Origin of the sequence: Hyphomonas sp. FCG-A18 (assembly GCF_045287255.1) — a bacterium.
GTDB lineage: Bacteria > Pseudomonadota > Alphaproteobacteria > Caulobacterales > Hyphomonadaceae > Henriciella.
In genome coordinates this window covers 1,329,966-1,342,091 of record NZ_CP137142.1, presented here as the reverse complement: position 1 = coordinate 1,342,091, position 12,126 = coordinate 1,329,966, and the positions used below count along the sequence as shown (strand labels likewise).

At 54.5% G+C, this 12,126-nt stretch carries 10 protein-coding genes; 4 read left to right on the top strand and 6 right to left on the bottom strand.

All coding sequences use genetic code 11. The features are described 5' to 3' along the window. Nucleotides 1-43: 43 nt before the first annotated feature. On the top strand, nucleotides 44-1,846 hold the full coding sequence (locus tag RYZ27_RS06675; RefSeq protein WP_406681608.1) for an ATP-binding protein: 1,803 nt from the start codon (nucleotides 44-46) through the stop codon (nucleotides 1,844-1,846). Nucleotides 1,847-1,899: 53 nt separating this feature from the next. Then, nucleotides 1,900-3,075, top strand: a complete 1,176-nt coding sequence (gene rnd, locus RYZ27_RS06670) for a ribonuclease D (RefSeq protein ID WP_406681606.1) — start codon at nucleotides 1,900-1,902, stop codon at nucleotides 3,073-3,075. Here rnd and RYZ27_RS06665 read toward each other — a convergent pair. The 4 genes from RYZ27_RS06665 to RYZ27_RS06650 all read right to left on the bottom strand — a co-directional run bounded on the left by RYZ27_RS06665 (nucleotide 3,072) and on the right by RYZ27_RS06650 (nucleotide 7,282). Continuing rightward, nucleotides 3,072-4,598 carry a hypothetical protein gene (locus RYZ27_RS06665; protein ID WP_406681605.1) on the bottom strand — a complete coding sequence of 509 codons (1,527 nt, stop codon included), beginning with the start codon at nucleotides 4,596-4,598 and terminating at the stop codon, nucleotides 3,072-3,074. The genes rnd and RYZ27_RS06665 overlap by 4 nt on opposite strands. Before the next feature lies 1 nt (nucleotide 4,599). Continuing rightward, nucleotides 4,600-5,538: a DUF6384 family protein gene (locus tag RYZ27_RS06660; RefSeq protein ID WP_406681604.1), complete on the bottom strand. Its 939-nt coding sequence runs from the start codon at nucleotides 5,536-5,538 to the stop codon at nucleotides 4,600-4,602. Between the two features lie 13 nt (nucleotides 5,539-5,551). Further along, complete coding sequence (locus RYZ27_RS06655) at nucleotides 5,552-6,739, bottom strand: cell surface protein (RefSeq protein ID WP_406681603.1); 1,188 nt, start codon at nucleotides 6,737-6,739, stop codon at nucleotides 5,552-5,554. Between the two features lie 87 nt (nucleotides 6,740-6,826). Beyond that, on the bottom strand, nucleotides 6,827-7,282 hold the full coding sequence (locus RYZ27_RS06650) for an Lrp/AsnC family transcriptional regulator (RefSeq protein ID WP_406681602.1): 456 nt from the start codon (nucleotides 7,280-7,282) through the stop codon (nucleotides 6,827-6,829). Between the two features lie 107 nt (nucleotides 7,283-7,389). On the opposite strand from RYZ27_RS06650, the gene RYZ27_RS06645 reads away from it, so the two are divergent. Then, complete coding sequence (locus tag RYZ27_RS06645) at nucleotides 7,390-8,598, top strand: methionine gamma-lyase (protein ID WP_406681601.1); 1,209 nt, start codon at nucleotides 7,390-7,392, stop codon at nucleotides 8,596-8,598. Between the two features lie 27 nt (nucleotides 8,599-8,625). On the opposite strand, the gene RYZ27_RS06640 is transcribed toward RYZ27_RS06645, so the two are convergent. Continuing rightward, entirely contained in the window at nucleotides 8,626-9,798 is a 1,173-nt protein-coding gene (locus RYZ27_RS06640; RefSeq protein ID WP_406681600.1) for an acyl-CoA dehydrogenase family protein, read from the bottom strand. Between the two features lie 62 nt (nucleotides 9,799-9,860). Beyond that, nucleotides 9,861-10,922 (bottom strand): NAD(P)/FAD-dependent oxidoreductase, encoded by a 1,062-nt coding sequence (locus tag RYZ27_RS06635; RefSeq protein ID WP_406681599.1) that lies wholly within the window; start codon nucleotides 10,920-10,922, stop codon nucleotides 9,861-9,863. 134 nt (nucleotides 10,923-11,056) lie between these two features. Between RYZ27_RS06635 and RYZ27_RS06630 the strand changes: the two genes are divergently transcribed. After that, nucleotides 11,057-12,124, top strand: coding sequence for an extracellular solute-binding protein (locus RYZ27_RS06630; protein WP_406681597.1), 1,068 nt, complete (start codon nucleotides 11,057-11,059; stop codon nucleotides 12,122-12,124). Nucleotides 12,125-12,126: the final 2 nt, after the last annotated feature.

Sequence of the window (12,126 nt, the reverse complement as noted above, 5' to 3'; positions counted from 1 at the left end):
AAGTTAACGCCCCTTTTAGACACTCATGGGCATTAAAGGAATTATGGAAACGTCTTCATCCTCCCCTCACCAGGCCGCACCTGGTACACCGCAAGGACGGCAAGAAGGCTCGTCCCGTCGTAATCGCTCTATTGGACACGTGATTTCATGTGACGGAACACGCGCCCGAATCGTTACAGTGGCTGGCTCCAACAATGAATCCGAAGATTACTGGGCGGTTGGTCAGCAGCTGTCCATACAGGTCGGTCCTAATCGCGTCGTGGGACTGCTTTATCAGGTGGAAGTCGATAAGGATGATTGGGAGGGCGAAGAGCAGAATTCGATTATGCTTTCTGTTGAGCTTGCCGGGGAAGTCCGCACCAATGACAAAGGGCAAAAATACTTCTCTTCTGGGATATCCAGTTACCCCTATATGGGTGCCGTCGCGCACCGTATCCGCAAAGAAGACCTGACGGCGATTTATCGCTCTTCGGACCCAAGCGCAGTTACAATTGGCAGCCTCAGCCAGAGCCGCGATGTCCCCGCACTTATGTCTGTTGATGCTCTACTTGCACGCCATTTCTCCATTGTGGGAACCACAGGGACAGGTAAATCCACAGCTGTTTCCCTGCTTCTGCATCTGATTATCGAGAAGCGTCCAACACAGCGTATTCTGATCCTTGACCCTCACAATGAATATACGAGTGCTTTCGGCAGTAAGGCGCATACGATTACCGCGAATGATTTGGATCTCCCCTTCTGGCTACTAGAGCTTGAAGAGTTTGCGCAGGTTATTTTCCGCGGCCGGGATGAGAATAGCGAAGAAATAGATGCCTTACGCGAGTTTATCCCGAAAGCGAAGATTCTGTATCGGGAAGGCAAAAATCAAACGCTGCGCCGTCAACAGACAACTCAGACTGGCATTACGGCGGATACACCGATGCCATACCGTTTGGCCGACTTGCTTGGCCTGCTCGATGATGAGATTGGTTCGCTCGACGGTGCGATCAGGCGCTTGAGCCTGCGTCGTCTGAAATCACGCCTTGAAGCGGCGATTAACGACCCTCGTTTTGGGTTCATTTTTGGCTCGCATAATGCGACCGACCGTATGGACAAAGTCCTCGGTAATATTTACCGCATCCCGATACAGGGCAAACCCATCACTGTTTTCCAGATGTCGGGTATTCCATCCGAAGTCGTCAACTCTATCGCTTCGGTTCTGTGTCGGCTTGCCTTTGACCTCGCGCTGGCCTCAGAGTCTCGTGTTAAAACGCTCGTTGTCTGCGAAGAGGCGCACCGCTACATCCCTGCCGATATTGATTCCGCTTTTGCGCCAACGCGCGCCGCCATTGCGCGCATCGCCAAGGAAGGCCGCAAGTATGGCGTGTCCCTAGCCGTGATCACACAGCGCCCACACGAGCTGGATTCAACGATCCTGTCTCAGTGCAATACGATTATGGCCATGCGGCTCGGAAATGACGAGGATCAGCATGTGATGTCGAAAGCGATATCGAATGCTTCGCGCTCGTCGCTCGCTTTCCTGTCCTCACTTGCAGATCGCGAGTGCATCGCTTTCGGTCGCGCGGTGCCGACACCAATGCGTATGATCTTTCGAACTCTTGCGGCTTCAGCGCGCCCGACCAGCCAGCATGTTCATGAAGACGCCAGACAGGATGGCTCTGAAACCGTGGAGATCACAAATATCGTCAAGGCAATGCGAGGTAATATCCGCGGCACGGAAGAAGAACCCATCGACGATATGGATTGGGTTGTGAAAGATGACGACACTACCTTTGATGCTCCGGTTATTGAGACAGCCCCGCCTGAAACCAAACGGGCGCTTTCTCTCCTTCGGCGGAAAGCGTGAACAACCGCAGCAATAATCTCGCCAAATCAGCACAATAGCGTTATGCGGCCATAATGACTAAGCAAGCCCTTGTGCCCGTAACCACTCAAGAAGACTTGGCGAAAGCCTGTGAACGATTAGCGCAAGGCCCCTTTTTGTGCGTCGACACAGAATTCCATAGAGAGACGACTTACTGGCCAGAGCTGTGCCTGATCCAGGCGTCTTGCCCCGGCTATGAAATCATGATCGACCCGATGTCAGAAGATCTCGATATTGGCCCATTCCTGAACCTCATCGCCGAAGAAAATCGGGTAAAGGTTTTTCATGCGGCCCGGCAAGACCTTGAGATATTTACGCGGCTCATCGGTCATCCACCCGGGCCAATCTTTGACACACAAATTGCGGCCATGGCGCTCGGGATTGGCGACTCCATCTCGTATGATAATCTCGTTCAGCGCGTGCTAAAAAAGCGCGTTGATAAGTCCAGTCAATTTACTGACTGGACCCGTCGCCCGCTCACTGAGAAGCAACTTGTTTACGCCTTGGGCGATGTCACCTTCTTGCGCGATGTTTATACCAAGATGCAGGACGACCTCCAGACACTTGGCCGCACACATTGGGTGAATGAAGAGATGGCGGCCATGGAAGACCCTGCTCTCTATGACACATCTCCCGAGAATGCCTGGCAGCGGCTGAAGATTCGAAAGCCACAAAAGGAGTATGTCGCTATTTTTGCAGCGGTGGCCGGTTGGCGTGAGGCGCAAGCGCAAGCGTTTAACAAACCACGTCGGCGCATCCTGAAGGACGAAGCGATTCAGGAAATCGCCGACCAGAAACCAACGAGCGAAAAGGCTTTTGAACGCCTGCGGGCGGTTCCAAAAGGGTTTATTCGGTCAAAATATGCTGAAGGCCTGCAAGACATTGTACACGCTGCCATTGCCGACCCTGAAGCCCATGCCCCTGCCCTGCCAAAGCGTCAGCATAATCCGGAAACGCCGGCTGGCGCGCCAGAAATGCTGAAGGTTCTGTTGAAGGCGGTGAGCGACGAGGCCAATATTGTTCCGCGTCTGATCGCCAATGCGGCCGATATTGAACGCCTGGCTCGCGGGGAAACAAGCACCGATATTGCTGCCATGAGTGGCTGGCGGCACGAAGTTTTTGGCCGAAAAGCGCAGGCTCTGCTATCCGGTAAACTCGGTTTGTCATTTGAGAACGCGCAGGTTCAACTGTTTGAACTCAACGGCGACTAGAACCCACCCCCGGTTCTGAAACCACCGCCTTTGCCTTTGCGGCTGCGCTTTGAGCCTGACCGAGATTTTGGAAACCTGGTTGGCCGCCCACGATAGCGACGATCATATGACCCATCACTGCTGTGACGCAGTTCTCGCTCCACCTCGCGCAGGATTTCCCGACCAATTCCGCCCAGGATTGTTGGTAAACCAAGCGTATCCTGTCGCCGTTCCCCACCAAACCCATATTCGGTCTTAGGTTCACGCCGGACCATACCGCGCTTAAGTCGCCGCAAAACCGCGTCCGCTCCCGATAGCCCCCTCGAGAGATCGGCTAAAGCTTCATTGAAGACACTTAGTTTAAACTGAGCGTAACCACTGTCCATTCTCGCCGCCTTAAATCCGCGTCGGAGTTGCTCAAGTTCAACTAAATCCTGTTGCAACCTGCGAGGGCGTTCAGTGTCCTGTTCTTGTGTGACTTCGAGGTCCAGTTCTTCTGTGCGCAAAGCCACAAGGTGGTCGACCAGCTCATCATCTTGCTGGGTTGTGGTTTCAGCTGCCAGTTCGCGGAGGTCTGCGAAGGCTGCACCGCGCAAGCCGGCTTCCAATAGATCGCGGGCTTTTAAAGCCGGTTTGCTGTCACCAGCGCGGCTTTGCTCATACTCGGCAATCTTATCGGCATAATCTTTCTCAGCTTGTTCAATCTGTGTGTCTAAGTGCGATAGCTGTTGCCGAATTTTTGCTATGCCAGCACTGGCCTCTCCTGCTCCCGCCTGGTCAAGGGCATCTTGCTCCGCTGTTTCGAGTGTTTGCCGAGCCTGCTGCAGATTGCGCTCTTCTTCTTCCAGATGCTCTTCCAGCCACTCTGGCAGGTCATTGAGGCGCTTGTAATTGGCTCGGGCGTCGTCATAGTTGCAAAGCTTCGCAACCCAGCCATCCAGCATTCTGAACAGCCCGCCTCCCTCATAGTCCGTGGTACGGAACCCGCGCTGCCAGAGATACAGGAAGAGCGCGTCCTCACGATACGGCTCCCCCTTCTCCAGCATTTCTTCCTTGGCAATAGCAAGCTTTTCGCCTGCACGCTTTACAACGGCTTCGGCCTGATCGAAGTCGCTGACCAAGGATTGATAGTCAGGATCCTTGGCAAGCTTTTCCTGCACACGACCGACGAGCGCTTCATAGGCTTCAATGGCAATGGCCAAGCCTTCGCTCTGCTCCAGTCTGGAGGCTTCAAGCGTATCCAGATGTTCGCGCGCGGCAGTGACGTTCTCTTCAGCAGCGAACACATAGGCATCATGCTCAGCCAGCAAGCTTACAGCTTGCTTGTGCAAGGCATCCAGCTCGGTTGCCTCGTCTTCAGAAAGCACTTGTAAGCGAATATCTGCGAGCTTTCGATAGGCCATGACTTGCTCGTCACGGACTTCGGCAGCGCGGCGATGGGCAAGTTCTGATTCCTTAACAGCATCAGATACCCTACGGCGCAGACGCGCGATGGAGCGGTCGATTTCCTGCAAGGCTTGCTGACCAGTTAGTGTCTTGCTCATCCTACCACTCCAGAATCGCGCCGCCGGGCGTGGTCACACGGAATTCGGGACTGAGTTGGCCGCGCGCCTTTTGCCCAATCACCGCATTCTGGATGATCAGATCATCCTGTTTGTCCGCAGCAATCTCATCAAAAGCCGCTTCACTGACGCGCTGTCCCCAACGTGTTACGCGCTTTGTGGTTCGATCTTCCTCGCTGGTAATGGGAACGGTAACGAGTTCACCACCCGGGCTAACCGCTTCGACAATCAGGTAATAGTTCGTAACCTGAGCGGCCGCATCGTTCAGCCGGAAAACCCCTGAGCGTGGTTCATTTGGCCCATAGACAACCCGCACATCATAAACCGCAGACAGATCGGTTTCCAATTGCTCTAAGCCCTCGACGGCTTGCCGAGCGTTAGTGACACGACCCCCCTGCACCGCCTCCAAGCCCGTCTGGTATAGGCTCTCGGCCATGCGGTCTGCATCCGCATCCTCGCTAACCTCCAAGGCCGCTTGCCGGGCTTCTGCCAATTCGCGGGGCAGCGTCTCTGTAAGTGCAATTTGGGTGGCTTCAGCCCGCGCGTTTTGCGGCCCGACATAGCCGAACTGATAGACACTCAGGGCAACACCGATCGCAGCAATACCACCAACCACTGGCTTCCACCAGCGGGACCGGGAGACATAGATTTTGGCCAGACGCACAGAAAAAGAGTCTTTCGGCGGGATGTAGCGAAAACGCTGCTCCTCCAACGCCTTCACGCCCTGCTCAATCACATGATCCGGCACTTCAATACCTTGCGCTTCATAGATTTCACGCAGGCGCTTAATGAGGTCAGCCTTGCGACCTGTCCGGTCCAGCTCTTTCAACAAGGCCTGATCACGATGACGCAACGTGTCGACCACGTCCATCGCAACCAGAACTTCGTCTAAGGGCTTCTTATGAACGGTTGGGGCGTTCAAGCTCTAACGCTCCTTAAGTCCGAGGAATGAGCGCGAGCGCAGCGCCTTCATTGACCAGCTTGGTCAGGCGGCGCTTGCCATCTTCCACCGCCTCGCGCACCTCTTGCGAATTCTTGGTTGAGAGATCACGCATCTCGGCAATGATGGTTTGTGTACGCTCCTGATAGTTCACAACGCTATCGACCAGCATTTTGACTGAAGCAGCGGAAACCGTCGGGCCATAACCCGACCGCACAGCAGCTTCCTGAACCTTGTCGCCAATCTCTGCGAGGACTTCGAGGCTTTGATTGACGCCCTCTTTCATCGCTTCGAGTGTCTGTGTGCTCTCATGCAGACCATGCATGCCCGTGAAGCTCGCCGTTAGGGCGGTGAGAACAATCTCATTGGTCGAGAAAAAGCTGACCGATTGTGCGTAGACGCGCTCTTTGGCTGTCGTGATCTGCACCAGACGCGCCATGATGACTTCGGATGTGTTGTACCCAATTGTCAGGTTATCCGCCATATCCTTGGCGACCTGATAACGCTTATCCTCGGCCTGTAGCGCGCGGAGTTTCTCATCACGCGCCAGTTCAAGGGTCGCCCGCTGGGCCGCATCATCACCCGCATAACCTGCAACAGCGGCCACCGCTGTATCCACAGCAGATCGCGCCTCTTCCAGCTTGCCCATGGCTGTCTTTTCAACATCCAGAGCCAGAACCTCGGACTGCTTCATCGCCCCGCGGAAATCGAGATAGGCTTCGAGGATATTACGCTCGCGCTCAATCTGATTGGCGCTTTCATCCTGAACTTCGAGGTAGAGGTCCTTGATCTTGCCAAAGCGCGAGGCAATGTCGCCGCGGGTCATTTTCATCCAGACATTTGAGACACGCTCAAATGTGGAAATCTTGCCATCTGCGTACTGATCCACGAGGCTCTTGGCATCGTCACGGATAGAATTGAACGCCGTTGTGATGCCCTCGTAACGCTCGCCAATAGTGATACCTGAAATCTGCTCGCGGACGACATCGTTGAAAACACTGGCCTGATCGAGCGTTCGAGCAATCGCGGCAACCTTGTCTGGATCAAGATCACTGATCTGTTCAAGGAGCGCGACAATCGGGGCAGCACCCTCTCCGTTTCTGTCTGGCAGCAAGCCCATCTCACGAAGGCCACCCATGGCCTTATCAAGGTATTGAAGTGCGGTTGGGCTAGAGCTGGTCATGAATTACCCCTTTGTAAAAATGAACTGACTTACAGGTATCCCTGCCCCCTCCCCAAAACAAGAGGACTAGCTTGGAGGATGCAGCTTTTAACCGAGTGGAAGAACTCGCGAGCGCTTGACCCGGCCATAAGCAAAACTGGAGCTGATCGAGGCAATACCCGGGACTTTTTGGAGGTGGCTTCGTATGAAGCTTTCAAACTCATCGAGATCTTTCGCTACAACGCGTAAAAGATAGTCGGCTTCCCCAGTCATCAGCCAGCAATCCATGACATTCGGTAACGCTTCAATTGCCTCCTCGAACTGGTTCACGGCGGCATCGCCATGCCGTTCCAGCTTAACCTGGACAAAGGCCGTAACAGAAAGGCCCAGTCTTTTCTGGTCTACAACCGCTGTATAGCCCGCGATGATGCCAGCCTCCTCAAGCAGGCGTACACGGCGTAAGCATGGGCTGGGTGACAATGCCACTTTTGCTGAGAGGTCTTGATTGCTCAGTCGACCATCCTGCTGCAAGGCATCGATGATTTGATAGTCTTTTGCGTCCATACGCTCATGATTAGCAGAATATGCCAAAATAGCAAAGCTTGACGAGCCAGTTCGCAAAGTCTTGCGGCGCAAATCGCGGTATTATGCCAGTGTATCAGGAGACAAGCATGACGACCGATTCCAAAACTGGCTTTGCAACCCGCGCAATCCATCACGGTTATGACCCTCTGGATGAACACGGGGCTTTGACCCCGCCTCTGCACCTGACCTCCACATTTGCCTTCGATACCGCCGAACAGGGCGGACGACGTTTTGCGGGGGAAGAGGCCGGGCATATCTACACCCGGATATCCAACCCGACGACGGCTTTACTTGAAGACCGCATGGCGAGCCTTGAAGGCGCAGAAGCCGGGGTTGCGACCGCTTCAGGGATGGGCGCCATCACGTCGGTGATGTGGACGTTCCTGAAGGCGGGTGATGAGGTTATCACAGACAAGACGCTTTATGGCTGCACATTTGCGTTCATGCGTGATGGCCTGTCGCGGTTTGGCGTAAAGGTCACCCATGTTGACCTGAGCGATCCGCAGGCGCTCGCTGAGGCCATTTCTGACAAGACCCGCATGGTCTATTTCGAAACCCCGGCAAACCCGAACATGCGCTTGGTTGATATTGCAGCGATCAGCGCCATTGCGAAGCGCCATAATGCCCTGAGCGTGGTCGACAATACCTATGCCACACCAGTCATTACGCGCCCGATTGAGCATGGCGCAGACATTGTACTCCACTCAGCAACAAAGTATCTGGGCGGCCATGGTGACTTGATTGCCGGGATTGTCGTTGGCTCTGCAGAGCATATGCATGAGGTTCGCATGGTTGGCGTCAAGGATATGACGGGCGCTGTGCTGGCACCGTTTAATGCGCATCTGATCCTGCGCGGTCTGAAGACCTTGGAGATGCGGGTTGAGCGCCATGCCGCTTCAGCGGCTGTAGTGGCAGACTTTCTAACCACCCATGAACAGGTGGATGTCGTTCACTATCCAGGTCTTGAGGGTTTTGCACAACGGGATGTCGCCAAAGCGCAAATGGCGCTTGGCGGTGGGATGATTGCCTTTGAGCTCAAAGGTGGCTTTCAGGCGGGGATCAATCTGATGAATCGCCTGAATCTGATCCGTCGCGCCGTCAGCCTAGGCGATGCTGAAACGCTGATCCAGCATCCTGCCAGTATGACCCACTCGACCTATACGGCTGAAGAGCGTCATGCCCATGGGATCAGCGACGGGCTTGTCCGTCTGTCTGTTGGCCTGGAAACCCCAGCGGACATCATTGATGATCTGACACAGGCGCTAAAAGCACCACACCTGCAGAGCGTTGCCTAAAGCAGCGCCCTGCCCTGCAGGCGCGTTTTAGTAGCTTTTCGGTAGGCCGAGGACGCGCTCAGCAATGAAGTTCAAGATCATCTCACGGCTGACCGGAGCAATCCGGGCGAGCATAGCTTCACGCATATAACGCTCCACATGATACTCGCGCGCATAGCCCATGCCACCATGTGTCAGAACCGCGGTCTCACAAGCATTAAAGCCTGCTTCAGTGCCGAGATATTTTGCAGCATTTGCCTCAGCGCCGCATTCCTTGCCTTGATCAAACAAAGCCGCCGCCTTGTAAGCGAGCAACTCAGCGGCTGAGAGTTCAGCCCAAGCCTTTGCGAGCGGGTGCGCAATGCCCTGATTCTGGCCTATTGGACGGCCAAAAACGACACGTTCATTGGCATAGGTTGAAGCTTTCTCAAGCGCGGCAAAGCCAAGGCCAATGCTTTCAACAGCAAACAGAACACGTTCCGGGTTAAGACCCTGGATCAGATACTTAAATCCTGCACCTTCTTCACCAATCAAATGCTCTTTCGGCACTTCAAGCCCATCGATGAAGAGCGTGTTACACTCAACCGCCTTACGACCCATTTTCGGGATCGGGTTGGCTTCAATCTTGTCACGGTTGAAGTCGGTATAGAAGAGCGACAGCCCCAGATATGGCTTGGCGCACTGATCCTTCGGTGTCGTCCGGGCAATGATCAGGATTTTGTCGGCGCGCTGCGCTCCGGTTGTCCAGATTTTCCGGCCATTGATCGTGTAGCCTGTATTGGTGCGCTCTGCCTTCGTTTCGAGTGAAGAGGTATCGAGGCCACTATTTGGCTCGGTCACGGCGAAACACATTTTCTCTTCACCCGAGATGATCTTTGGCAGGTTTTCCTGCTTCTGCTCATCATTGCCGAACTTTTCGAGCGGCTTTGGCCCGAAAATATTCAGGTGCACAGCAGAGGCACCAGAGTAACCAGCACCAGAACGGGTCACGGTCTGCATCATCATGGCTGCTTCTGTCAGACCAAGGCCAGCGCCGCCATACTCTTCAGGGAAAGCAATTCCGAGCCAGCCGCCTTCAGCCATCGCATTACAGAAAGCTTCCGGCCATTCACCCGTTTCGTCTGTCCGCGCCCAGTACTCATCATCGAATTGCGAAACGGTACGCTCAACGCCTTCCTGAATCGCCATTTGGTCTTCTGTCATGTCTGAAATTGCGTGCATGATCGTCTCCTGTCCCCACCCGTTTATGGAAGTTGGTGAATCTCGTCCACTCTCACTCTGGGTTAAGACTGCAGCTCTTCAAGAGCGCGGTCAGATGCGAAGGCCTCAATCAGCGGATCTGTTTTCCCCTCAAGGATCATATCTGCCATGATTTGCGCTGTGAGCGGTGCCAAAAGAATGCCGTTGCGATGATGCCCTGCCGCAATGAATTTAGTTTCACTGACCTGCCCAAGATACGGCGCGTGATCGGGCGTGCCCGGACGAACGCCTGCCCATCGCTCAATGATCGGAGCATTGGCAAGTGCGGGAAACAAGCGGGCGGCTTGCTGGCGAAGATGCTCAACATCCTCAACGACAATATCCTGACGCGCGATACCGGGCTCTACAGTGGCCCCGATAATCACCCGATCTTGTTTGGGAACAATATAAAGAGAGCCACATCGGACAGTCCGGTTGGGTGCACCCGCCACAGGCTCGACTGAAAGCATTTGCCCGCCTAAAGGGAAGACAGGAAGTTTTACACCAACAAGATCAGGGGATTGCCATCCAGCGGTTACCAAAGCGGTCGCCTGTTGAGACGGATCAGGCGCGTCAGCAAGCGTAATGTTTTCACGTCCCTTGCATGCCCGCACCAGCGCTGTCATGGTCAGACGGTTGTCGACATGGGTATCGGTTGGCATCTCAAGCGCAAGTGTCGGTCTGATCGCGACATCATTCGGCTCAATTGTGTCGACAGCAAATCCCGCCCGCTTTGATCGCGCAACAATCGCTTGCAGATGTGCCGTTTGCTCGGCATCGAAAGCCAGTGCCAAGGATGGCTCAGCATCATAACCCGCAGGAAGGCCTGTCTCTGCTTCCAGACGCTGGCTCCATTCTGGCCAAAGCGCAGCCCCTTGTAGGCAAAGTTCAAACAGCTTTGGATGCGTTCCGGATACGGCTGCCGCCTCAAATGCTGGCGCAATCATGCCTGCAGCGGCCCAGCTTGCTCCGCGTGGCGGCCATACTGGGTCAATAAGGGTCACGCTCGCGCCGCGATTAGAAAATTCAAGAGCGCAGGACAGGCCAATAATGCCTGCCCCATAAATGGTGATCATATTGCCTGCATTGCCTTGATCTTGTGTCATGCGTTTTCTCTAAAGCAGGTCCGAGTATATGCCAGCTATCTGATCACAGTTCTGATTGTCAGAACGCGCGACAAAATGCAGCCTCCGTTAAATCACTTATTGCGAATAGTTCTCAACTATGCAAAGGCGAGCTTATGAAAAAGATTGTCACCGCTACCGCCTTCGCCGCTTTGATCCTTACCGCTTGTTCTCAGCCGACTGAACAGGACAGCGCGTCATCAACGCAGACCACGCCTGAACCCGCATCGAAGTCTTTGCAGATATATAGTGCGCGTCACTACGACTCCGACAAAGCGCTTTATGCTGCTTTCGAAGAGCAAACAGGCGTGCAGATTGATGTACGCGAGGCAAAATCTGATCAATTGCTTGAAACAATGAAGGCCGAAGGTCAGAACAGCCCTGCCGATCTGATCATTGCCGCAGATGCTGGTGCCGTTTGGCGGTTTCAGGATGCTGGCCTGACACAGGGCTATACTACACCCGCTCTTGAAGAGCAGGTTCCAGATTCTATGCGCGAAGCTGAAGGGAACTGGTATGGGCTGTCTAATCGCGTGCGTTTGGTCGCCTATGACCCAGAACGAATTACCGAAGATCAGGTTGATGAATGGGTAAAGCTTGCTGATCCGGCTCTGCAGGGCGAAATTTGTGTGCGCGCGTCATCCAATATCTACAATCTCTCGCTGATGGCGGAGCTGATTGACCGCCTTGGCGAGACTGAAGCGCAGGCTTGGGCAGAAGGTGTTGTGGCCAATATGGCGCGCGCACCCCAAGGCGGTGATACGGATCAAATCCGCGCTGTTGCCGCAGGCGAATGTAGCGTTGCGATCGTTAATCACTATTACTGGTCTCGCTTGGCGGCGAGCAGCCTGGATCGGGATACCGAAGCCGCCGCCGCTACAGCACTCGTGATCCCATCCTTCGGTGATGGACAGGGTGCCCATGTCAACATTACTGGGATTGCGATTTCTGCCTCTGCGGAAGACCCGGCACTGGCGGCACAGTTTATTGAATTCCTGCTTACCGAGTCTGGCCAGACACTCCTGACATCTGAAACACAAGAAGTTCCTCTCGCAAGGCTCGGTCAACTTGACCTACCGAACGGCACCTCCGTGGAGTACACAGTCAGTCCAACCCCGCTTGCAACCTTCGGGGAAAATCAGGCCGATGCGCAACGCATCTATGATCTGGCGGGCTGGAACTAGGT